Annotated in this window: 23 protein-coding genes; 11 read left to right on the forward strand and 12 right to left on the reverse strand. The window is 65.1% G+C overall.

Annotation, left to right across the window (positions count from 1 at the left end; translation table 11 throughout):
- Positions 1–74 precede the first annotated feature (74 nt).
- From AB0O58_RS22335 to AB0O58_RS22345, 3 genes are all read left to right on the forward strand, one after another.
- On the forward strand, positions 75–1,289 hold the full coding sequence (locus AB0O58_RS22335) for a helix-turn-helix domain-containing protein (protein ID WP_032375624.1): 1,215 nt from the start codon (positions 75–77) through the stop codon (positions 1,287–1,289).
- A gap of 312 nt (positions 1,290–1,601) precedes the next feature.
- Positions 1,602–2,666, forward strand: a complete 1,065-nt coding sequence (locus AB0O58_RS22340) for a TerC family protein (protein ID WP_032371100.1) — start codon at positions 1,602–1,604, stop codon at positions 2,664–2,666.
- 79 nt (positions 2,667–2,745) lie between these two features.
- Complete coding sequence (locus AB0O58_RS22345; RefSeq protein WP_027496222.1) at positions 2,746–3,294, forward strand: DNA starvation/stationary phase protection protein; 549 nt, start codon at positions 2,746–2,748, stop codon at positions 3,292–3,294.
- A 74-nt stretch (positions 3,295–3,368) separates the two neighbouring features.
- On the opposite strand, the gene AB0O58_RS22350 is transcribed toward AB0O58_RS22345, so the two are convergent.
- A complete protein-coding gene (locus tag AB0O58_RS22350; protein ID WP_027496221.1) occupies positions 3,369–3,830 on the reverse strand; it encodes a hypothetical protein in 462 nt (153 codons plus the stop codon).
- A 118-nt stretch (positions 3,831–3,948) separates the two neighbouring features.
- Here AB0O58_RS22350 and AB0O58_RS22355 point away from each other — a divergent pair, with 118 nt between their 5' ends.
- Complete coding sequence (locus AB0O58_RS22355; protein ID WP_027496220.1) at positions 3,949–4,146, forward strand: CsbD family protein; 198 nt, start codon at positions 3,949–3,951, stop codon at positions 4,144–4,146.
- A gap of 62 nt (positions 4,147–4,208) precedes the next feature.
- On the opposite strand, the gene AB0O58_RS22360 is transcribed toward AB0O58_RS22355, so the two are convergent.
- Both AB0O58_RS22360 and AB0O58_RS22365 read right to left on the reverse strand, forming a co-directional pair.
- Positions 4,209–4,943, reverse strand: coding sequence for an EAL domain-containing protein (locus tag AB0O58_RS22360; RefSeq protein ID WP_230595434.1), 735 nt, complete (start codon positions 4,941–4,943; stop codon positions 4,209–4,211).
- Positions 4,940–6,196, reverse strand: a complete 1,257-nt coding sequence (locus AB0O58_RS22365) for a CdaR family transcriptional regulator (protein WP_032375623.1) — start codon at positions 6,194–6,196, stop codon at positions 4,940–4,942. The genes AB0O58_RS22360 and AB0O58_RS22365 overlap by 4 nt, the downstream gene beginning before the upstream one ends.
- A gap of 353 nt (positions 6,197–6,549) precedes the next feature.
- On the opposite strand from AB0O58_RS22365, the gene AB0O58_RS22370 reads away from it, so the two are divergent.
- Positions 6,550–7,743, forward strand: a complete 1,194-nt coding sequence (locus tag AB0O58_RS22370; protein ID WP_027496218.1) for an alpha/beta fold hydrolase — start codon at positions 6,550–6,552, stop codon at positions 7,741–7,743.
- Between the two features lie 69 nt (positions 7,744–7,812).
- On the opposite strand, the gene AB0O58_RS22375 is transcribed toward AB0O58_RS22370, so the two are convergent.
- Genes AB0O58_RS22375 through AB0O58_RS22395 form a run of 5 tightly spaced genes read right to left on the reverse strand, consistent with a single transcriptional unit; the run spans position 7,813 to position 12,876 of the window.
- Positions 7,813–8,835, reverse strand: coding sequence for an LLM class flavin-dependent oxidoreductase (locus tag AB0O58_RS22375; RefSeq protein WP_366238821.1), 1,023 nt, complete (start codon positions 8,833–8,835; stop codon positions 7,813–7,815).
- A gap of 33 nt (positions 8,836–8,868) precedes the next feature.
- Complete coding sequence (locus AB0O58_RS22380; RefSeq protein ID WP_366238822.1) at positions 8,869–9,720, reverse strand: galactosyltransferase-related protein; 852 nt, start codon at positions 9,718–9,720, stop codon at positions 8,869–8,871.
- Positions 9,717–10,736 (reverse strand): glycosyltransferase, encoded by a 1,020-nt coding sequence (locus AB0O58_RS22385; RefSeq protein WP_366238823.1) that lies wholly within the window; start codon positions 10,734–10,736, stop codon positions 9,717–9,719. The genes AB0O58_RS22380 and AB0O58_RS22385 overlap by 4 nt, the downstream gene beginning before the upstream one ends.
- Entirely contained in the window at positions 10,733–11,845 is a 1,113-nt protein-coding gene (locus tag AB0O58_RS22390) for a glycosyltransferase (protein WP_027496215.1), read from the reverse strand. The genes AB0O58_RS22385 and AB0O58_RS22390 overlap by 4 nt, the downstream gene beginning before the upstream one ends.
- Positions 11,842–12,876 (reverse strand): glycosyltransferase, encoded by a 1,035-nt coding sequence (locus AB0O58_RS22395; protein WP_366238825.1) that lies wholly within the window; start codon positions 12,874–12,876, stop codon positions 11,842–11,844. The genes AB0O58_RS22390 and AB0O58_RS22395 overlap by 4 nt, the downstream gene beginning before the upstream one ends.
- 202 nt (positions 12,877–13,078) lie before the next feature.
- Between AB0O58_RS22395 and AB0O58_RS22400 the strand changes: the two genes are divergently transcribed.
- The 4 genes from AB0O58_RS22400 (at position 13,079) to AB0O58_RS22415 (ending at position 17,481) form a co-directional block, all read left to right on the forward strand.
- Positions 13,079–14,023, forward strand: coding sequence for a WcbI family polysaccharide biosynthesis putative acetyltransferase (locus AB0O58_RS22400; protein ID WP_032375647.1), 945 nt, complete (start codon positions 13,079–13,081; stop codon positions 14,021–14,023).
- Complete coding sequence (locus tag AB0O58_RS22405; RefSeq protein ID WP_230595433.1) at positions 14,020–16,338, forward strand: glycosyltransferase; 2,319 nt, start codon at positions 14,020–14,022, stop codon at positions 16,336–16,338. The genes AB0O58_RS22400 and AB0O58_RS22405 overlap by 4 nt, the downstream gene beginning before the upstream one ends.
- A gap of 97 nt (positions 16,339–16,435) precedes the next feature.
- Positions 16,436–16,669, forward strand: coding sequence for a hypothetical protein (locus AB0O58_RS22410; protein WP_155289657.1), 234 nt, complete (start codon positions 16,436–16,438; stop codon positions 16,667–16,669).
- A 98-nt stretch (positions 16,670–16,767) separates the two neighbouring features.
- Complete coding sequence (locus tag AB0O58_RS22415) at positions 16,768–17,481, forward strand: CDP-alcohol phosphatidyltransferase family protein (RefSeq protein ID WP_051365079.1); 714 nt, start codon at positions 16,768–16,770, stop codon at positions 17,479–17,481.
- On the opposite strand, the gene AB0O58_RS22420 is transcribed toward AB0O58_RS22415, so the two are convergent.
- Both AB0O58_RS22420 and AB0O58_RS22425 read right to left on the reverse strand, forming a co-directional pair.
- Positions 17,429–18,265, reverse strand: a complete 837-nt coding sequence (locus AB0O58_RS22420) for a YihY/virulence factor BrkB family protein (protein WP_052063189.1) — start codon at positions 18,263–18,265, stop codon at positions 17,429–17,431. The genes AB0O58_RS22415 and AB0O58_RS22420 overlap by 53 nt on opposite strands.
- Before the next feature lie 39 nt (positions 18,266–18,304).
- Positions 18,305–18,697 carry an OsmC family protein gene (locus AB0O58_RS22425; RefSeq protein ID WP_027496209.1) on the reverse strand — a complete coding sequence of 131 codons (393 nt, stop codon included), beginning with the start codon at positions 18,695–18,697 and terminating at the stop codon, positions 18,305–18,307.
- Between the two features lie 207 nt (positions 18,698–18,904).
- Between AB0O58_RS22425 and AB0O58_RS22430 the strand changes: the two genes are divergently transcribed.
- Positions 18,905–19,858: a hypothetical protein gene (locus AB0O58_RS22430; RefSeq protein ID WP_032366265.1), complete on the forward strand. Its 954-nt coding sequence runs from the start codon at positions 18,905–18,907 to the stop codon at positions 19,856–19,858.
- Positions 19,859–19,934: 76 nt separating this feature from the next.
- On the opposite strand, the gene AB0O58_RS22435 is transcribed toward AB0O58_RS22430, so the two are convergent.
- Complete coding sequence (locus AB0O58_RS22435; protein WP_032375618.1) at positions 19,935–21,116, reverse strand: zinc-dependent alcohol dehydrogenase; 1,182 nt, start codon at positions 21,114–21,116, stop codon at positions 19,935–19,937.
- Between the two features lie 127 nt (positions 21,117–21,243).
- Between AB0O58_RS22435 and AB0O58_RS22440 the strand changes: the two genes are divergently transcribed.
- The gene (locus tag AB0O58_RS22440) at positions 21,244–22,242 is read left to right on the forward strand and encodes an iron-containing redox enzyme family protein (protein ID WP_048319872.1); all 999 of its coding nucleotides are present in this window, start codon (positions 21,244–21,246) and stop codon (positions 22,240–22,242) included.
- On the opposite strand, the gene AB0O58_RS22445 is transcribed toward AB0O58_RS22440, so the two are convergent.
- The gene (locus tag AB0O58_RS22445; RefSeq protein WP_063216898.1) at positions 22,224–22,388 is read right to left on the reverse strand and encodes a CDGSH iron-sulfur domain-containing protein; all 165 of its coding nucleotides are present in this window, start codon (positions 22,386–22,388) and stop codon (positions 22,224–22,226) included. The genes AB0O58_RS22440 and AB0O58_RS22445 overlap by 19 nt on opposite strands.
- Positions 22,389–22,414: the final 26 nt, after the last annotated feature.

A 22,414-nucleotide genomic window follows, 5' to 3' on the forward strand; every position in this document is an offset into this window, starting at 1 on the left:
CTCGTCGTCGAGCCGGTGTCGGTGTGAGCGCCGCCTACCATTGACCTCGACTCGGATGGGAGACCCTCGAACACATGGCCACACAGCCGGACGCGACACCGCTCGACGCGGTGGCCGCGCAAGCGGCCTCGGACGCAGGCGGCCTGGACGTCGCGTTCCTGGGGAACTTTCTCGACGTCGTGACCGATGCGGTGGACGCAGGTGTTCCGCTCACCCGCAAGCAACTTCGGGAGTGCCGCGTACACGGCGACGAAGCAGCCCGAGCGGGTGTGGCTCTGCGCGCGTTGCTCGACCTCTACCTGTCGGCGGCGTGGCGATTGTGGCGCGAGTTGCCCGCCGTGCAGGCCGCCGCAGCAGACCCGGCCGGGGTCGTCACCGCGGGCGAGGTCATGCTTCGAGCCGTCGACGACGCCGCGGCCGAACTCGCCGAAGGCTTTCAGCTCGCCCGGCGGACCCTGGTTCGCGTGGAGGTATTGGCACGCCGCGAGTTCGTGGACGATCTGCTCTCCGGAACGGCCGATGTCGCCGGTGTCCTGGGACGTGCGCAGACGTTCGGGCTGGATCTGTCGAGTCCGCACGCAGTCGCCGTGGTCACGTCCACGACTCCGTTCACCGACGCGACGTCGGCCATCGGGCTGGTCGAACGCAGCGTGCAGGGCAGCAAAGGGGACGCCGATCTCCTCGTCGCCACCAAGCAGGGTCGGCTGATCGTGGTGTTTCCGGCACCCGATCGCGAGGCCGTCGATCACGTACTCACCCACACGGGACGAGTCCTCGGCGGATCGGCATCCGGCCCGAGCGATACCGTCGACCTGCGCCGTCGCGGCGAATACGGACGGATACAGCTCGGGGTCGGTCGCCCACGCAGCGGCGCAGTCGGCGTGGCCGCGTCGTACCGAGACGCCCTGGACGCGCTCGACCTCGCGTCGTCGCTGGGGCTCGACACACCCGTCGTCGACGCCCGTGATCTGCTCGTCTATCGCGTTCTGATCAGTGATCGCGCCGCGATCGCCGATCTGGTCGAGACGTTGCTGACCCCGTTGACGAGCGCTCGGGGCGGAGCAGGCCCACTGCTGGAAACATTGCAGGTGTACTTCGAGACCGGCGCGAACTCGGCGTCCACCGCACGCCGGATGCATCTGTCAGTGCGCGCGGTCACGTACAGATTGTCGCGAATAAGAGATTTGACCGGGCAAGATGTGGGCAATCCCGTCGAGGCATTTGCGCTGCACACGGCAGTACTCGGCGCGATGTTGCTCGACTGGCCGCGATCCGGCCTGCACTCCTGAATCGCACCTGAGGCCGAGATTGCCGGATGTCGGCAAGAAAGTCTGCTGAAACATGTCCGCAAAACAACCCTGCCTGCAGTAAAGCAAACAGTCAGACTGGAGTAGTTGCGGTCGAACCGCCCCACATACCGATCGAACGAGAACGTAAGGAGCAGGACAGATGTCGTCGTTGACACAAAAGTTGACCGCGTTCGCTCGCAGCCCTCAGGGCAAACAGATGATCGACCGAGCGCGCCGATATGCAACCAAGCCAGAGAATCAGGCGAAGTTGAAGCAATTGGGCACGAAGTTCACCGGTAAGGGTGGACGTTCATGAACGTCGTCCCATGGTGGGCGTGGGCCGCATTCGGTGCCGTCGTCCTGATCCTGCTGGCCATCGACCTGCTGGCGCACCGCGGCGCGCACATCATCGGCTTCAAGGAGGCCGCGTGGTGGAGCGCACTGTGGGTAGGCGTCGCCATCATCTTCGGCATCGTGGTGTTCTTCACGCTGGGAACAACGGCCGGAGTCGAGTACACGACGGCATGGTTGCTGGAGAAGAGTCTGTCGGTCGACAACCTCTTCGTCTTCGCGCTGATCTTCGGCTACTTCAAGGTCCCCCGTGAGTACCAGCACCGCGTGTTGTTCTTCGGTGTCATCGGCGCCCTGGTCTTCCGTGCCATCTTCCTGGCCGCCGGTGTGGCCATCGTCAGCAAGTTCGCCGCGGTTCTGTTCGTCTTCGCCGCCATCCTGCTCTACAGCGCGTACAAGCTGATGAAGGACGAGGACGACTCGTACGACCCCGGCACCTCCATTGCAGTGCGCTTGCTCAAGAAGATCGTCCCCGTTCAGGACGAGTACTCCGGTACCAAGTTCTTCGTCAAGGAAGCAGGCAAGCGGGTGGCCACGCCACTGCTCGCCGTCGTGGTGGCGATCGAGGCCGCCGACCTGGTCTTCGCGGTCGACAGTGTTCCTGCCGTTCTGGCAGTGACCGACGACCCGTTCATCGTGTATTCCTCGAACGCGTTCGCGATCCTCGGCCTGCGTGCCCTGTACTTCCTGCTCGCAGGGTTGCTCGAGAAGTTCCACTACCTGTCCAAGGGACTGGCGATCATCCTCGCCTTCATCGGCGTCAAGCTGATCCTGCAGGCCGGGCACAAGGTGATCAGCACGTCGATCCCCGAGATCCCGTCCTTCGTCAGCCTGGTGGTCATCGTCGTGGTCCTGGCAGGCTCGATCATCCTGAGCCTGAAGAATCCCCCGGAGGAAGACAGCGCCGACGCGGTCGACAGGGCCGCAGCCGACAGTCCGATCGTCGATCCGACGGACGGAACCTCCACCGCCGGCACCTCGTCGACGGGTACGTCGGGTACCGATTCGCCTCGACTCGACAAATAGTTCCGCACGACACATGCCCCGCCGGAATCGATCCGGCGGGGCATGTTTGTACTTCGCCGTGATGGGGCAAACCGTCGTCATGGCTGACAAGAACTCGTACACCGTTCCCGGACTCTCGTCGGACGTGGGCGCGCGCGTCGCAGCGATCCTGCAGGATCGCCTGAACGCCTACAACGACCTCCATCTCACGCTCAAGCACATTCACTGGAATGTGGTCGGACCGAACTTCATCTCTGTCCACGAAATGCTCGATCCTCAGGTCGAGGCCGTGCGCGGCTTCGCCGACGAGGTCGCCGAGCGCATCGCGACCCTCGGCTCCTCTGCGAAGGGAACGCCGGGCACCATCGTCAAGGAACGTTCCTGGGACGATTACTCGATCGGCCGGGCGACGGCGATCGAGCACCTCGGCGCTCTCGATCTGGTGTACACCGGGGTCATCGAGACCACCCGTAAGAACATCGAAGAGGTCGGCGAGATCGATCCGATCACCGAGGACATGCTCATCGGCCAGAGCGCCCAGCTCGAACTGTTCCACTGGTTCGTCCGCGCGCACCTGGAGAACTCCGGTGGTCAGCTCTCCACCGCAAGCGCGACCAGCGAAGTCGACGCTGCGAAGCAAGCCGGCTGACAAACATTTCTCCCCGAAGCACCGGTCTCGCCGATCACGGCGAGGCCGGTGCTTTTCGTTGTGACAGAGCCAGATCACTCCGTCGGACGCGCCTCGTGGCCGCTGCGACCGTGCGTTCGTCGCTGTTCTTTCATCTCGGCCTCGAAGACGTGCCGACGTCCGTCGAGCAGCTCGTTCCGGACCGCCCGCTCGTGATCACGAAGTACCGTCCAATACCCGTCGTCGAACTCCTCGACGAGCTGGAACGTCCACCGCCCCTGAGCGATGTTGCGGCCGATCATGTCGGTCTCGAGTCGCTGTGCCAACGCGTCGTGCCCGGCGTCCGACAACGCGTCGGAGGCCTCCCCGAGCAGCAGATCCGCGTGTCCCATCAGCTGATGGAACGAGTACAGGTGGCCGCGAGCGCGCTCGACGTATTCGAGTGCCTCGGACAGTTTGCCCGTGGCTGCCACGGTATCGTCGTCCACTCCGTCGGGGCGGCGGTGCTCCGGTGCCGGCGTCTCATGCGAATGTGGGTCGTTCGTCTGTGCAGTCATGAACGGCACGTACCCGCATCCCGTGCCGGCAACACGGCCGGCAGTCCGATGATTACCGACCGCGATCTCGGGTATAGCTCCCATGCACGAGCAGCACAATCGATCTCGAGGAGTTCACATGGCTGATTTCATCGACAAGGCAAAGCACAAGGCAGAAGAGCTCGTGGGCGAAGCCAAGGAAAAGATCGGCCACAAGACCGACAACGACGACCTTGCTGCCGAAGGCGCAAAGGACCAGGCGTCGGGCAAGACCAAGCAGGTCGGCGACGACGTCTCGGACGCAGCCGGCAACATCAAGGACAAGTTCACGAACTGATCCATCGATGCAGCAGAACCCCGCACCCAGCCTTCACGGCTCGGGTGCGGGGTTCTTCTCTGTCACAGGCCTCCTGTCGGATTCGGCAGCGGCAACGGCCGCCCGAACATCCATCCCTGCCCCAAGCTGGCACCGAGCGCTTTCGCACGTCGCAGATGCCGACGCGTCTCGATGCCTTCCGCCAGCACGATCGCGTTGCTCGACCGAACGTAGGCGCGAATCTGTCGCATTGCCGGTCGGGATCGCAGCGGAGCTCGCACGATCGACGCGTCGAGCTTGACGATGTCCGGTGCCACCAGCGCCAGTAGATCCAGGGTTGCCGGTGTCGCTCCGACGTCGTCCATGGCCACCCCCATCCCGCGTGCGCGCGCGCCGCGGACGAGGACCATCAGCAACGGAACGTTCCGATCCAGATCACGCTCGGTGATCTCGAGGACCACGTCGAGATCGTCGCCGATGGCGTCGAGGTGCATGTCGACGTCCTGCTCGTCACGGAAGCAACCCGGTTCGATGTTGAGGAAGAACCGCACCCTGCGGGAGTAGGCACGTTCCCTCGCCGCGCGCAGAGCTGCCGCGCGGCAGGCCACATCCACTCGGCCGACGAGTCCCCGTTCACGGGCCAGAGCAAAGACGTCCTCGGGGAGTGCGCTGCTCGGCGACGGCCACCGAGCGAGAGCCTCGTAGCCGACGACATGTCCGGTCGACAGTTCGACGACCGGCTGAAACAGCGCCGCCACCGAATCCACCGACTCGAGCGCCGCGGACGCTGCCAGCACCGCGCCGTCCGAGACGGTCACAGTGATCGCTCGTCCACCGGGGTTCGGCGTGCCTCGAGGCGATCGGCGATCAGTGCTGCGTGCAGTCGCCGCAACCCCGACGGTTTCATCGGATCGAGACCGGTGAGTTGATCCACCCGCTTGAGGCGGTAGTCGACGGTGTTGGGATGCACCGTCAGCCACGTGGCTGTCTTCTTCCTGTTGGAATCGGAGTCCACGAAGGCTTGCAGCGTCGGAAGAAGGTCGACCGAGTCACGGAGCGGATCGATCAAGGTCACGAGGTGCTTTCGGCCGAGTCCGGGCCTGCTCACCTGGTACTCGAACACCAGATCCGAGATGCGGTACGTGCCCGGCGTGTAGTGCAGCCTGCGGACCAGACTCAGGAGCTCGTACAGGTGCGGCGCCGTCACCGAGATGTCGTCGATCGCTGCCGACCCGGTCGTCGCCGTCACTGCGATCTGGCCGGCGTCGGCAAGCCGCTCGACCAGTTCGTCGACGTCGGCACCCGGAACGTCGGGCAGCAGTACCGTTCCACCCGTCGCACTGATGGATGCAATGGGGGCGATGTCTCCGTTGTGCGCTGCCAGGGCCGCGTGAATTCTCCGCAGCTTCCGTGCGGCCATCATCGCCGCATCGCCGCGCCTACCCCCTTCGTCGGCATGCGCCGGAAAGTGCAGGGCCACGACGTGATACTCCTCGGCGAGCAGCGCACCCATCCGATCGGCGATTCTGCGGGCAGTGCCGTCGCCGGTCAGCAGAGCGTCGAGCAGTTCGACGTCGTGCCGTGGACCGTTCTGCGCCAACGTGCGGAACTCGGTGAGATAAGCGTCGGACACCGCCTCGGTGACCACGTTCAGAAGCTCCATGATCAGGATCGTCCGGTCATCGCCCGCCGCGCCTGCCTCCCGGTTCACCGCCGACTCGGCGGCCCGTAAACCCAGCGCACAGCCTTCGTTGATCGCGTGCTGTATACGGCCGAGCGGCACTCCGTCGCGGGCCCACCGCGTTGCGGCGTCCCGGAAGGTGTCCATTGCCCCCGCGATCGGTAGTCGACCGGAGTCGAGGACCCCTGCAGCCAGTTCGCTGCAGGTGGTCGCCATGTCGTCGAGCTCGCCCCGTGCACAGTCGCGCGGCGGCGGTACGTCCTCCGGATCGACGAAATACCGGTTCAGCATTCGCGCGGCAGTCTCCCGGGGCGTCCGCAAGCGGTCGGATGCACGTCGACCACCTGCGTACTCCTCCTGCGCCGTGTCCACACTGTCTGTTGCAGTCACCGAACCCCACCCCTCGTACTCGAAACCAGCGTCAGGTCATGTCCTTCAGGCGGTCGATGTCTGCCCACAACGCCCCTGCCTCGGTATCGAACCGTCCTTCCCCGGCCGAACAGTCGGCCGCGGTGAAGACACTCGAACCATAGTGCACAAATAAAACCTGGGGATTGTTTTGGACCGTGAACCCGGCACCAAATCCGCATTCGCATCCGGTTCGCCGTCATTTGTGACGCCCCATCACGAATGAACGGTCACGTGCGGGCGGTTTCCAAACGTGATGCGGCGCACGTTCCGGGCCGAAATCCGGGCCTACAGTTCCGACTTGTCCACTTGACCCTCGTCGAAAGTCAGGCTCCATGACCACTTCTCGGTCCACCTTCCGTGCAACGAGGAAGGCCACGACAGTCCGCGCTGCGATGATTGCTGCAATGGCATGCTCCGTTGCCCTCGGTTCCGGTTTCGCAGCGCAGGCTCAGCCGGCACCCGTCCCGGTACCGGCACCGCCCGCTACCGTGCAGGGCAACACCGTTGTTCCGCCGGGGCCGACCGGCGCATACCCGAAGGCCTCGGATCAGGGCATCACGGCACCGAGCATCGATTCGGCTGCCCCCGCCACCGCGACGTACGACCCACGGACCGAGACCACCGGATACGGGCCCGATCAGAAGAACTTCCTGGCCGGATTCCTCTACAGCATCGTCAACCCCAACGTCGCACCCCAAGGTGCCAACGATTGGAACTGCAAGCCCACCGCCGCGCACCCCCGCCCGGTCGTCCTCCTGCACGGCACCTGGGAGAACGCGTACAACAACTTCGCGCGCATGTCGCCTGCCCTGAAGAAGGAGGGCTACTGCATCTTCGCGCTGAACTACGGAGACGGGGACTCCAGTGTCGTCGGCAATCTCCCGTCGCTTCGCGGTACCGCATCGGTCGCGTCCAACGCGAAGGAGATCGCCACCTACGTCGACGCTGTGCGGACGGCCACGGGCTCTGCGCAGGTCGACATCGTCGGCCACTCCCAGGGTGGGCTCGTCACCCGTCAGTACCTCCGTTTCGAGGGCGGTGCCAATCCGACCGACCCGACCAAGAACAAAGTGAACACGGTCGTCAGCGTCGCCGGATCGAATCACGGCACCACCCTCGTCGGCATCGGAACTCTGGGGCGCACCATCAACAACCTGGGACTCAACGTCCTGGGAGTCGTCGGTGCCATCGCCGGGCCGGCAGCTTCGGACCAGGTGATCGACTCGCCACTCGTCAAGGGACTGGCCGTCGGCGGTGACACCGACCCCGGCATCAAGTACACCGTGATCGGCACCAAGTACGACGAGGTCGTCACCCCGTACAAGACGACGTTCCTCACCGCAGGCCCCGGTGCCACCGTCAACAATGTCACCCTGCAGGACGGCTGCGGCATCGACCTGTCGGACCACCTGTCGATCTCCGTCTCACCGCGCGCGATCGGCATCGTCAAGAACGCACTGGATCCGAAGGGCTTCCCCGCGAAGTCGATCCCGTGTGCCTACAACTCGCCCATCACGGGCCAGTAGGACACCGGTACCTCTGTTCCACCAGGGCGATCGGCCGATCGGGCCGATCGCCCTCGGCGGAAGTCCGGGTCAGTTCTGTGCTGGGGTCCACCCCAGCGCCGGGCCGAGCGTCTGCGCCGTGTCGGTCAGGATCTGCACGTAGTCCTCGTGGTCGAAGCTGAACGGCAGCGCGAACGCCACCTCGTCGACCTCGCGAAAAGATCGATTGGCGTACAACTGCTCCGCGATCTCGTCCGAGGTACCCACGAGGTCCGGTGCGAACATCATCCGAGCCGGCCCCTGCGGTGCTCCGGTCCGTGCAGTACGCGCGTGAACGTAGTCCTCGTACTTGCGCTTCTGCGCGGCGGAAGCACTGTCGGTGGGGATGACTACCAGCCCCTGGGAGACCCGCGCGTCGGCCCCGGCCGGGTGAGCCTCGCGGAACCGCGCGATGTGCGCGCGCTGGATCGCATCGAAATCCGTCGAGTCCTCGGCGCGCACCACACTGCTCACCAGAAGATTCATCGCGTTCTCCCCTGCCCACTGGGCAGAACGGAGACTGGCCCCGCCGTACCACATTCGGTCCCGTAGACCACGCGAATACGGTTGTACTCGTTCGGAATACGCTTCGATTCCCTCGGTCCCCGACCACGTGGACGCAGGTTCACCGGCTACGAACCGAAGCAGCCGCGAGACTCGGTCGTAGCCGAAGTCCTCGTCCTCGGCGGTGTCGGGATACAACGAGTGTGCGACGCGATCGAAGTGCATCGGTTGTCCCACACTGATTCCCGCGTTGACGCGCCCACCGGACAGCACATCCACCGTGGCCAGGTCCTCGGCGAGACGCAACGGGTTCTCCCAACCCAACGGCGTCACCGCAGTGCCGAGCATGATGCGGTCGGTACGTTGCGACGCGGCGGCCATGACCGCGATGGGAGACGAGATACCGAACTGCAGATGACGATGACGAAGCCACGCACTGTCGAATCCCAGCCGCTCCCCGAGTTCGATGATGCGCAGCGTCGATTCGTGGCCGACCTCGGGTGTGTTCTCGTCGAAGAGCCCGATGGTCAGAAATCCGAGCGAACGCAGGGGCCTGGATGGTTCGGGCACGTCTGGACCTCGTTTCGTGAAAGTCCGGCCAGCCTAATTCACACCGTCGTCAGTGTCGTGAACAGCGGCGGTGAGACGGCGAATCTCGGTGCCGCCGTACTCGAGCAATCCGAGCGACGCGAACGCTTCGAGCCATCCGACCATCGGCCACCGGCCCCACCGGCGGAAGAAGATCCGAGCGTTGACGACGATGTCGTCGAGATGTTCCACCGGAGGATCGGACACGGGATGGAACTGGTGGTACGCGTGAGCGCCGCCCACCCACCGCAACCCGATGCCCGACGCGCGGGCCGTGGCCGCGAAATCCGTGTCCTCGCCCCCGTACCCGGTGTAGTCCTCGCAGAAGCCGCCGATCTCGGTCCACGTGTCGGCGTGCACGGCGAAGGACAACGACCAGAACAGGTCGAAATCGTGTCCGGGTTCCACTGCGCCCGCAGGCGGATTCGGTCGAGCCGGATGCGGCGCGGTGAGCGGGATCAGAGCGTCACCTTCGAGCCCGACGCTGTCGGGTTTCAGGTAGGTCACCGGTCCGCACAACAGAGTTCGCCGACTGTCGGGGCGCAGTGCGGCGCGGCGATACCTGTCGAGCATCTCCGGGGCGGGTATGCAATCCACGTCGAGGAACACCACCAGCTCGGCACCCCGACCGAAGGCAGCGGCTGCCCCGAGGTTACGCGCTCGCGCCACCGGCAGCGGGGTCTGTGCCTCCATGTCGAGAACCGTTGCCGCAGAGCTGGATCGGGCGACCACGTCCGCAATGTCGTCATCGCCCATGGCGACCACGATGTGCTCGACGGGCCGGTCGGTGGACTCGGCCAACCCGCGAATCTGCGCGGCGAGATGATCGTGACGACCCGAGACCACGGTCACGACAACCACGTTCATCGTCGAGCCGTCCCGGACGCAGCCTGCTCGATCGCGCGAGCCGCCCGATCGGGTGCGCCGTCGGTACCGAGCAGCGACCATGTCCGTCCGCCGATGCCCAGGGCGCAGTCGGCAGCGCGTCGCCACCGATCGACCGAGGGCCACTCGTCGAGCACCGCGGCGATGGATCCGGCCGCCAGTGCGTGCGCGGTGGCAGCCTGCTCGTCGAACGGCCGGGCTTGCGGAACCACGATGGCCGGTGTGCCCGACGCGGCGACGTCGGCCACGGCGTTCTGCCCGGCGTTGGTCACCACGAGGGCCGCTGAGCACAGCACCGGCCACACGTCGTCCACCCAGTCGCCGCCCGCTACTCCGAGTGTGCGGAAGTCGAACCGGTCGTCCGCGGCGGACCACGAGTCCACCAGTTCACGGGTCAACGAGGTGCCACCCGCCGCGCCCAGTACGACAACCGGGCCTTCGGTGGCCGCAGTGTTCGAGCCCTCCGTTCGGGCTCGTCCGGCGAACCGGCTGATCGAGCCCGAGTACGTCGTCTTTGCGGCGTACGGATGCAACCATGCCGGGTCGTACACACTGCGTGACCACGGTGCGAGAATGTGCGTCGCCGCGCGGTAGGCCATCGCGTGGACGGGATCGGCCCGGTGTCCCGGAATCGCCATGACGATCACCCGGACACCCATCAGCCGCAGAAACATCGCCACTTCCACGGACACATCGACGACCACTGCCCGCGGTCGCTCACGCGCAACCCAGTCGGCAATGATCGCCATCCGTGCGGTCAGTCCGTCGACGTCGTGGGGTGCCCAGTGCACCACTCCCCCCGCCGAGATGTCGTCGGCGGCTGCCTCGACCACGGTGTCGTTCACATCCAGCGGGAGTGCGATCCATTCCGCTGCAGCATGTTCCGGAGGCCGCGCCCGCGAGGACAGCACCGTGATCGGCTCACCCAGGCGGCGCGCAATCGCGTCGGACCGAGTGACGTGGCCTACCCCGTGGTGGTGTGCGTAATAGCCGATCATGCAATCGCGAGACCGTGGGCGGACTCCGGTGCCGATGCGGACTCGAGGGTCGATCGGTACAGCTCCTCGTACTCGTCGACCATCCGGTCCACCGAACACACCTGCTCGGCGCGCGCCCGCGCGTCGTGCCTGTTCAACGCTGCCGCGGCGGGAATGGCGGCGGCGAGCCCGGCCACGTCGTCGGCGGGTACCAACACTCCGGACGAGGCGTCGATGATCTCGGGTATCCCTCCGCGGGCGAATGCTGCCACCGGGGTACCGCAGGCCAGGGCTTCGGCGACCACCAGACCGTACGGCTCGGACCACACCGGCGACACCAGCGCGACCTCGGCACCGGCCACCAGCGCGGCGAGGGCCGGCTGATCGAGGTGCCCGACGTATCGGACTCGATCGTCGAGCAGGGGTTCGACGACACCGTGGAAGTATTCGAGGTTGCTGATGGGTCCTGCGATGCGTAGCGACCGGCCGGCGAGCTTCGCGGCGGCGATGGCCAGGTGCAATCCCTTCTCGGGAACCAACCGTCCGGACCACACCACATAGTCGCCGCCCGCACCGAACGGCCAGTCCTGCAGCGAGATCCCGTTCCGGATGACGATCGTCCCGGTCGCGACGTCGGCCCATTGTTCGGCTGCGAACGCACTGACAGCAGCAAAAGTGTTGGCACCGAACGGAGCCAGGGCAACAGCCGACTCCAGCCACGCGAACGGCGGCGTGTGCAGAGTGGTCACCATCGGCACCGGCAGTGTGGCGGACATAGCCAACGGCAGGTAGTGCAGGCTGTGGTTGTGCACGATGTCGAACGAGTTCGACAGCGCACCGGCCAGTTCCATCATCACGGCGAGGTATGCGTGGTGCTCGCGAACCGCAGTGGGGGTGACCGCGAGATCGGCGAGGGCAATCGGTGTCAGATCCAGCGTTCGGACCGGCAACATCGTGGCATCCAGATCGACGCTCGATCCGTCTGCGGCGAACAGACTGACGTGGTGCCCACGCTCGGTCAGCGCCCGCACCAGATTGTAGACGTGTGCCTCCAGACCGCCCGCGAAAGGCTGTGCCACCGGAAAACTCGATGACGCCAGCACCGCGATGCGAAGTGGCTTCTCGTTCAACGCATCTCCTTTGTCACTGCTGCGTAGATCCCAGCGTGGGTCGCTGCGATTCGTTGTCTCTGCTCGGCCCGGGTTGCGGCGTCGAGCGCTGTGGTCCGATCGGCGTGGGCCGCCTGCACGGCTGCCACCACCGTGGCGGGATCGAACGAGTCGGTGTTCATGACGAAACTGTGAATCGGCGCTTGGTCGGCATAGAAGCCGCAATCGGACGCGACGACGGCCGTTCCCAGATCCCGACAGGCCTCGAGCCAACCCGAATGTGTACCGAACCGATACGGCAGCACCGAGACGTCGATCGAAGACAGGTAGTCCCAAAGTTGCTCGTCGTCGAATCGGGCGTGCACCCGCACATCGACGTCGGGGAAACTGTTGTAGTCCAGCAACTTCGCGCCGACGGTCGGGTCGTACCAGTGGCCGGCCGTGTCGAACACGTCCTCGTCGATGTCCAACCGCACCGTCGCAGCCGGTAGCGATCGAGCCGCCTCGACGACGGCGTCCATCACCGCAAGCGGGTCGATGTTCGCTCGCAGGTTCTTGGCGTGGACTCCGATGACGAACGAGTCCGAGACCGGGCGTGGGACGTTCATTCTCTCGAGGGGCACCACGTGCGGGTGCTCGATCACCGTCGCACGCACATTCCACCGATCGGCTATCCATGCGGCTGCTCCCTCGGTGAGGGTGATCACGGCATCGGCACCACGAATCAATACGTCCAGCTGCTCCAGATGACCGGTGTTGTCCGCGAAATGGGGATTGTGCGCGTCGTGCACCGTGAGCACCAAGGGCTTGCGGTGGGCCCGCAGATACTCGACCGTGCGGGTCAGTTCTTCCGGCGAGAAGGACTCGAAGCCGAAGTGCACGTGCAGAACGTCGAAGCTCGAATCGGGTTGCTCGGCCAACCACCCGGCGTCGAGGAGACGAGGCGGCCACCACTGGCCCGGCACATCGACGCGAACCGGCGTCGGATCGGGCAACAGCACCACCGAGTTACCGGAGCCGTCGGGCACCGGCTGCACGTGCTGTACGTACACGTGAGAGGAGGGTACGGACGCAATACGAATCATGAATTCCTTCGGGTACAGGTCAGACGAATCGTGCCTGTTCCCGACACGCGCATGGGGTCTGTACCCACTTCGTACCGAGTTCAATCGCGGTTGGCGTCGCAGGTTCGGCGGGGCTACGTTGACCAGAAGAATGGTCGAACACACGCACTCACACGACGTCGGGGCAGACATGGACGGGCGTACTCGCCACTACGGCGATTTCTACGGAATATCGGGGCTCGAGGCCGCGCCACGTACACCCGTCGACGATCGCCCCCTGTTGCTCGTCTGGGGTAACTGCCAGGCCGAGGCGATGCGCATTCTGCTGAGCTCGGATGCGGCGTTGCCGTTTCGGACGGTACGAATCCCGCCGGTACACGAACTCGAATCCGCCGATCTGCCGCACGTCGATCGATTGGTCCGGCAGACCTCGGTACTGCTGACTCAACCTGTGCGGGAGGGCTATCGGCATTTGCCGCTCGGGGTCCCCGATCTGACACGATCACTCCCGCCACACGCCGTGGTACTTCGTTGGCCCGTGCTGAGATACGCTGCGCTGCATCCTTTTCAGATCATCGTTCGGCATCCGAGCGACCCAGCGGCCGTTCCGGATCTCGTTCCGTACCACGATCTGCGGACGATTGTGGCCTTCGAGCGTGGCGTGCGGTCCGGCGAGAACTGGGACCTCCCGGTATCCGACGCCGGCTTTCGTGATGCCGCGCAGGCGAGCCTGGAGGAACTACGACGACGCGAGAGCCGCGACACCGACATCGCTGCGTCCGACCTGTTCCAGAGTGCAAGAAGCCGTGCCACACATACGATCAACCACCCGACCAACGTGGTGTTGACTGCACTCGCGCAGCGGATCCTGGACCACCTCGACACCGCCTGCACTGTGGGTGATCCAGGGAGAGAACTGCTCGGCGGTGTGCGAGCGCCCGTCGAACGCCGGGTACTGGACGCCCTCGGCCTCCCCGGTGATCCTCGCCCAGACTGGACGGTCGACGGTTCCGACGTGTCCAACGATGTCGTGCACCGCGCTCACCTCGATTGGTATGCGGCACATCCCCAGTTCGTCGACGCCGCACTGGCCCGCCACTCCGAGCTCCTGCGAATCCTGCAGACGACGCCGTGATCGCACCCGTGCATCATCTCGTGGTCGGCCCACCGGACCACGGAGTCGTCCGGTGCGCCCGCGACATGGCTGCCGCCACAGCGAGTCCCGTGGTGACCGCTCCCGACCGACTACCGCGCGACACTCCCGTCCACATTCACTTCACCGACCGGCTGTTCGGACGTACCGCGCACGAGGCAGCCGATGCCATTGTCGCACTGGCACAGCAGCATCGAGCCCGCATCACCGTTACGCTGCACGACGTACCCCAGATCTCGGACGGCTCCGCGTTTGCGGCACGCACCGACTGCTACCGCCGAGTGATCGACTGCGCTGCAACGGTCGTGGTGTCGAGTGTGCACGAGCGACTGCTTGTCGAGGACATACTCGACAGCCGACCCGACATCCGGGTCATTCCCCTACCGATAGACCGCCCGGCACTACGATCCGACGACGTCGTCCCCCGGCGAGTCGTCGGGATTCTCGGGTTCGTCTATCCGGGGAAGGGACACAGCGAAGTACTCGGTGCCATGTCTGCACTGGACACCGACGTCGGGTTCGAGATCGTCGGGGCCGCGTCGGCCGGACACGAGGACGTGCTCGACGAACTACGCGCCACTGCCCGGCATCTGGGCAGGCCGTTTTCGACGACCGGCTTCGTGCCCGACGCCGAACTGGGCGGCCGGTTGCGGTCCATTGCTGTCCCGGTCGCTTTCCACCGGCATGTATCGGCATCCGGTTCGATCAACACCTGGATCGCGGCGGGCCGTCGCCCTCTGGTCCCTCGTGGTCGATACGTCGACGAGATGGCCGTCAATTCGCCCGATGCGCTGTGGATTCACGAGGACACAGTGGAGGGCCTGGCCGAGGCCATGGCAGAAGCGTTACGCCGACCCGAGAAGACATGGCAGGCCACCGACTCGGCACCGTATCCATCGCCGGCGCAGGCGGCCGACCTGTACAGCTCCCTGTTCCGAGAAAGCATGGCTCTACCGTCCATCGCGCTGCCCGATGGCCGCTCGGTGGTTCCGCACAATCGGTGGGATCTGGCACCGACCGCATCCGACACGCCCCGAGTGTCGGTCGTGATTCCCTACTTCCGGCAGCAGCACCAGCTCGACCTGGTTCTGACAGCGTTGACCGCGCAGACCTGGCCCGCGTCCCGCATCCAGGTGATCGTCGCCGACGACGGATCTCCCGAGGAACCGAACGTGGAGGAATTCGGCTCGGCTCTCGACATCACCGTCGTGCGCCAACCGGATCTCGGATTCCGGGCCGCCGCCGCACGCAATCTCGGTGCGTCCGCAGCGCGCGGAGACATCCTCTGCTTCCTCGACGCCGACACCGTGCCCGAACCCGATTACATCGAGGAATCGGTACGCCTGATCGTGGCCCTTCCCGATGCGGTGACGGTGGGTAGGCGTCGACATGCCGATCTCGGCGGGTGGTCGCCCGCGGACGTCGGTACCTGGTTCGACGGCCGATCTGCGGGCCCGACGGAATTCACCGAGCCTCCATGGCTTCGTGACGGTTACGCCGGCTCGCGAGACCTTCTGGACGCGGACCGTCGTTCGTACCGATACGTCATCAGTGCCGTGATGTCCTGCAGCCGAACGTTGTTCGAGGAACTCGGCGGGTTCGACCCGACGTTCGTCGGGTACGGCGGAGAAGACTGGGAATTCGCGCATCGGGCCTACGCCGCAGGTGCCGTCCTGGCCCATCGGCCGCGAGCAGTCGCCTGGCACGACGGGCCCGACTGGGCCGAACGCACGGGCGGAGACCGAGAGCGGAAGAACGCCGAAGCGCTGATGCTGGCCTCCCGCATCACCGACCCTGCGGCGCGTACCCAGGGTCTGACCTACGCGCTGCCGGAGATCGTCGCGGTTGTCGATACCACCGGGCACAGCGCTGCGTCCCTCCTCGAGACCGTCGGCTCGGTCCTGAGGCATCCTGATTGTCGAGTGTGGATTCACGGACCCGATGCCGGAGAATTACAGCGGCAGTGGGGCGACGCCGACTGCCGCATCCAGGTGGGGCTCCCGGGAGACACCGCACGTTCTCACGCGGTGCTCGAGGTGCGCGGCCTCGTCCTGTTCGGTGCCGGCGCACTACGTCGTCTCGTGGAGACAGGAGCGGATCGTCTGACGGTCGACGTGGGCAACTCGGGCACGGTCGAACTGCGCACGTCTCGGTCGAGCTGTCGCGCTCGACGGTGGTCGTCGACGATGGGAACGGCTTCCGAGGACCTCGCGGAGGCCCTGTTCGGGCACATGCATCGGACAGGCGCGGAGTTCGGGCTCTTCGCGGGCGAGGTTCAACCGAAACTTGCGTGGTGAATGTGGGGTGGTTCCGGTGTCGACTCGACCGAATCGGGTACGGCCAGTGGGAGAATGTAAATCGGCGGCAGACGAAAGCAACGGCGAGATCGGGCGAATGATGAACAGAACGCTGTATTCGATGATGTGGATGATGGCGATTATCTTTTTGGTCGCTTTGCTGTGGGGCACAGTCGGTTACGTGTACGCAGACACCCATCCTCTGCAGCGAGCGGCATTCGTCGGAGGCGGAGTGTTGATCGCGGGATGGCTGATTCTGTTCGCGGCCGTCGGGATCAAAATATCGCGGCTCAAAGCCCGCAGGAGACAGAGCAACTCCGACGAGCAGTAACTGTCGGAGCCGCTCGGGTGTGGGTTTCGTATAGGCGGGTATACACCGACGAATATTTCGTAGAGTCGGTCTTTCGATTTGCCGAGCAAGGATCGTCGATGGTCAACCAGCGCAGCACACCGAGCCGGCGCACTTCGTCCGAACTTCCGGCGACCCGCCAGGAATATCTGTCGACATGGTCGGGTCTGCACAGCAACATCGATCCATCGTCGTCGGTGCTCGTGTCGACGTGGCTTCGTCTGGTGTACTTCCTGAGCGCCCCGCTCGTGCGCGCATCCGTCTCTGCCCACGTCGTCACCGTCGCCGCGGTGGTTGCGGCTGCAGGCTCGGTGGCGTTGTCCCGGCCGGGCACCTCGCTGCCCCTCCTGGCTGCGGTGCTCATCGTGTTCTCCGGGCTGCTCGACGGTATCGACGGCGGCGTGGCCATGATCGGCCGTTCCCAATCGCAGTGGGGCTATCTGCTGGACACGGTGTCGGATCGGTGCAGCGATCTGCTGTTCCTGGCGGGCAGCCTCGCGCTGGGTGCTCCGATGCCCATCGTGGTTGCCGTCGGTGTGACGACATTGCTGCACGAGACGGCCCGCGCGCGTGCCGTCGGAGCCGGGATTTCCGACGTCGGCTTTCTGACAGTGTGGGAGCGGCCGTCTCGGGTCGTTGCCGCCGTCGTCACCGCGACCGTTGCGGGCGCGGGCCCCGGTAGCGCTCAGACGTCCGCGACGATCGGAATATCGGTGACGTGTGGTCTGGCTGTTCTCGGGTTCACCCAGCTGATGTTCGGGCTGTACCGACGGGCCGATCGAACTCGGCGGTGATCAGCCAGCCGGCGAGCGCCAGCACGTGAAAGACGAACATCCACAGCATGATTGCCACACCGCCGCCGATGTCGGTGAGACCGCCGAACGGTGCACCGAGGTCGACCGGAATGGCCAGGAACAAGATGAAGCCGTGCACGAACCCGGTGACGATCGACGACGTGACCAAGGAGCCGGCCACGAGTGCCCGCCACCCCACCGCCCGCGGCGCGATGACCCGGTAGGTCCAGGCAAGCGGAACGGCCAGGATCAGCCATAGGCAGTTGAACCCCAGAAATATTCGTAGAGCCAGCGCACCGGCACCCCCGCCGCCCGTGGTCGCCTGCAGGACGCGTGCGACGGTCAGCACCCCGAGGAGCAACACCGGGGCGGCAACGAAAAAGGGCACCATGGCAGCTCTGCCTCGCCACCCGGTGAACGTTTCACGGGTCGGGGCGAAGCGCACGATCGCCCTCCGCAGACCCTCTCCGTAGAACGTTGCGGGAAAGATCGAGATCACGACCCCCAGTGGTCCCAGGTGTATTCCGGCATCGGCCAGGCCGTCGAGCGCCGCGCGGGCACCCAACGCATCGGGCAGTAACGCAGACATGGCGTCGAATCCGCCCTGTACCCACTGCGCCGACACCAACAACACGGTCGCCCGGATCGTCAGAAGCAGCAGAGGGACGACGGCGATCACCGCGTAGAACGTCAGTCCGCCCGCGATCAGCGTGGTGTCCTCACGCGCGAAGCCGGCTTTGATCGCCTGCACTCCGCGAACCGCCCGAACGCGAACGGATGTCATCGCGCGCGTTCGGAGCAGGTCCGCCGATCGATCGAGCGGTTATTCAAGGGTGACGTCCACGGCGTCGATCACTTTGAGGAACGGGCAGATCGACGTGGCCTGCGCGAGTACGGCCTCCGGGTTGTCAGTGCCCGGTAGCGACACCGACAGTGCGAATTTCGCGTCGTAACCGGATGCGTCGGAATCGGTCAGCACGACGGTGCCCTTGACCGCGAGTTCGTCGACACTGCCGCCGACGGTCCCCAGTGCGATTCGCAGTGACTCCACCAAGCAACTCGACAGCGCTGCGGCCATCAACTGCTCGGGGTTGGTGGCCTCGCCCGGGCCACCGAGTTCGGCCGGTTCTCGCACACTCAACGACAGCACTCCGTCGTCGGAGGTCACGCCGGTCGCAGTTGCAGAGACGGTTGCTGTGTACAGCTCGGTAGTCATCGGTGTCGGATGTCCATTCCGCTGCCGATCGAAACCGTCGAATCCCGCCGACACGAGTAGCGGTTCGGACGTGTCGCTGTTCACACCTGCGGTACAGCCGTTTGGCAAAACTTACCGACGGGTAACACCCGAACAGGGCCGAGCATCACGCTGTGACCCACAGGCATCGGCCGGATCCATGTACCCACCCACCGAAAGGGGAGCACCATGAGCACATCGACTTTGATCGCTCAGTTGCGGATTGCACTGCAGCTGACACACACCGAAATTCAGGTCGCGGAAACCCGCGTCGTGCAGGCGCGCACCGAAGCGGTTCGTCGGGAACTGACGCAGAACGCCGCCAACGGACGTGACCGCGCCGCCGCTATCGAGGAAGCACTGCGCAACCTCGGTGGCCTGCCCGAGGTAGTGGCACCGTTCATCGGACGCACCTTCGCAGCGGTGAAGGCAGTCGCCGAGCAGGCGCAGCCGTTCGACGAGGCACTGCTAGGCGATCTCGCCCTCGAGCAGCAACTGTTGGGTCGAGCGAAGTACATCAAGGCTCTGGCAACAGCAGCCGAGGAACCGTCCGTCGTGGCACTGGCCGGCCGCTTGGCCACCGCGCACGCCGCGACGGTCGAATGGCTCGAGACCGTCCTCGCCGAAGACGCCCTGGGTGGACCCGCCGCACTGCGCCGGACGCCTTTCCAGGCAGCTGCCGGCACCGCAGTCAAGATCGTCAACGCACCGGCCAACTGGTCGGCTCGCGGTCTCGACCGTGCATTGGACGCCGCTCGCGCCACCCCGGACCGACTGAGCGCTCTGCTCGGCCGCGGTGCACACGCAGGCGACGTCGCCGTCAGAACGTTGACCGCCAGCCGCGATGCCGCACTCGAAGCCGCCGAAGATGTCACCCGTAGCGAGGGTGTCGATTCTGTCGCCGACGCCATTCACACCGCGCGGTCCGCCGGTGGAACTCTCGGTGCCGACGAACTTCCCGTAGCGGACTACGACGACCTCAACGTCTCGGACGCGGTGGCCGCCATCAAGGAACTGACCACACCCGCCGACGTACGCACTGTCGTGGCGTACGAAGAGGCACACAAGAACCGCCACGGAGTCGTGTCCGCAGGACAGACTCGCCTGGCAGCAATCGCCAAGGACGTCATCTCCGTCGACTGACGACGATCGATCGATCCTTCTGCGAATACCGATGCGGCCCGTGAAGTTCCGGGCCGCATCGCTGTATTCGAAAGGTTCAGGGCTTCAACAGAACCTTGATCGCACCGTCCTGCTTCTTCTGGAAGATGTCGTACGCATGCGGCGCTTCTTCGAGCGGAAGCTCGTGAGTAGCGAACGAATCGACGCCCAACGGATCGTCGTCGCCGAGAAGCGGCATGATGTCGTCGACCCATCGCTTGACGTTCGCCTGGCCCATCCGCAGCTGAATTTGTTTGTCGAACAAGGTCATCAACGGTAGCGGATCGGCCATACCTCCGTACACACCGATGATCGAGATGGTTCCGCCGCGTCGAACGATGTCGATTGCCGAGTACAGCGCACCCAGCCGGTCCACGCCGGCCTTCTGCATCATCGGCGCGGCCACGGCGTCGGGCAGCATTCCGACGATCTGCTGGGCCAGCTTGCCGACCGGTGAGCCGTGCGCCTCCATTCCGACGGCATCGATCACCGCGTCCGTTCCTCGGCCGTCGGTCATGTCTCGAATGACGTCGCCGACGCCCCCGCTGTGTTCGGCCAGATTCACCGTTTCGATTCCCCGTGCCGCAGCTCGCGCCAGGCGCTCGGGTACGAGGTCGACAGCAATGACCCGAGCACCCTTGTGCTGGGCGATGCGGGCGGCCATGTCTCCGATGGGACCGAGTCCGAGCACCGTCACCGACCCGCCTGCAGGTATCGACGCGTACTCCACCGACTGCCACGCGGTAGGCAATACGTCGGAGAGGTAGACGTATCGCGAATCGGGTCCGGCCTCGGAGACCTTGATGTGCGTGAACTGCGCCTGCGGAACACGGAGGTACTCCGCTTGCCCACCGGGCACTTGGCCGTACAGCTTGGAGAAGCCGAACAACGCGGCACCCATGCCCTGCTCACGAACCTGGGTGGTCTCGCACTGGGTGTACAGACTCGAATTGCACATGTAGCAATGTCCACACGAAATCTGGAACGGGATGACCACACGGTCTCCGACGGCGAGATCGCCTGTCTCCGAACCGACTTCCTCCACGATGCCCATGGGCTCGTGACCCAGAATATCGCCCTGGTCCATGAAGGCACCGAGCGTCTCGTACAGGTGTAGGTCCGATCCGCAGATATTGGTGGTCGTGATCTTCACAATTGCGTCCGTCGGCGCTTCGATGCGGGGATCGGGCACCGAATCGACGCTGACGTTCCTCTTGCCCTGCCATGTCACTGCGCGCATGGAGGCTCCTCTCTGTTACTCGACCCCGAAACTCGGAATCGCACGAAGCGGATTACCTGCTTCGTATGCGTGCAAACGCATCGGACCCACACGATTGACCGTGACCGGCAGCGGGTAGGCGTGAACAATGAGTGTTGTGACCCCTTCCATCGCCCCCACCCTCGTGTCGCCTCGGTTGCCGGTGCCGTGTGGTCCACTCTCGGACGCCGTGATCCGGTATCTCTCCACCGGCGGCGGTGCCGCACTGCCCAGCGCGTCGGATGCCGATCCGACGTCGCGTGATATGCAACTGGCGTTGCTCGTCAGCTACGAACTGCACTACCGCGGGTTCGAGGGCGTGGACGACGAACTGGAGTGGGATCCAGCACTGCTGCAGTTCAGAGCAGCACTCGAATCCGCGTTTCTGAACTACGTGCGCTCGAATGTCGAACCCGGCGACGACGTCGTCGCCGAAATGAAGCGACTGTCGGTCGAGGCGTCGTCCGGTACCGGCCCGTCGTGGTTCCTGCGGGACGAAGGATCGTGGGAGCAGATGCGCGAGTACTTCGTACATCGGTCCATCTACCACCTCAAGGAAGCGGATCCCCATGCGTGGGCGATCCCGAGGCTGGTCGGCCAGGTCAAGGCCTCGTATGTCGCCGTCGAATTCGACGAGTACGGCGGTGGCAGGGGTGAGCGTGTCCACCAGCATCTGTGGGCCGAATCCATGACGGCAGCAGACCTCGATGCGTCCTACCTCGGGTACGTGGACCGCGTCCCCGCCCAGACACTCGCGTGGGTCAACCTCATGTCGTTGTTCGGATTGCACCGCAGCCGGCGAGGTGCCACCGTGGGCCATTTCGCCGCCACGGAGATCACGTCCTCGCCGGGTTCACAGCGGTTCGTGCAGGGCCTTCGCAGGTTGTCTGCGCCGGCGGCATGCATCGCGTTCTACGCGGAGCACGTCGAGGCCGACGCCGTCCACGAGCAGGTCCTGCGCCACGACGTGGTGGAGAACCTGATCGGACAGGAACCACACATCGAAGCCGACATCGTATTCGGCATGCGCGCACTGGATTTCGTCGAGAACGAGCTCGCGGACCACGTGATGCAGCGGTGGTCCGCCGGTCAGTCGTCGCTGGACTGACTCGCTCGTCGCTTCGCGCGATGGCTCGTGTCGCACAGCGGGTACGTCTTGCTGCGCTTGCACGTGCACAGCGCGACGACGAAACGATCCGAGGTGACGACGGAGCCGTCGTCGAGTTCGATCTCGACCGGCCCGTCGATCAGCATCGGTCCGCCCCGGACCAGTCTCACCC

It is taken from the genome of Rhodococcus sp. NPDC080181 (assembly GCF_040702225.1).
Taxonomy (GTDB): Bacteria; Actinomycetota; Actinomycetes; order Mycobacteriales; family Mycobacteriaceae; genus Rhodococcoides; species Rhodococcoides fascians.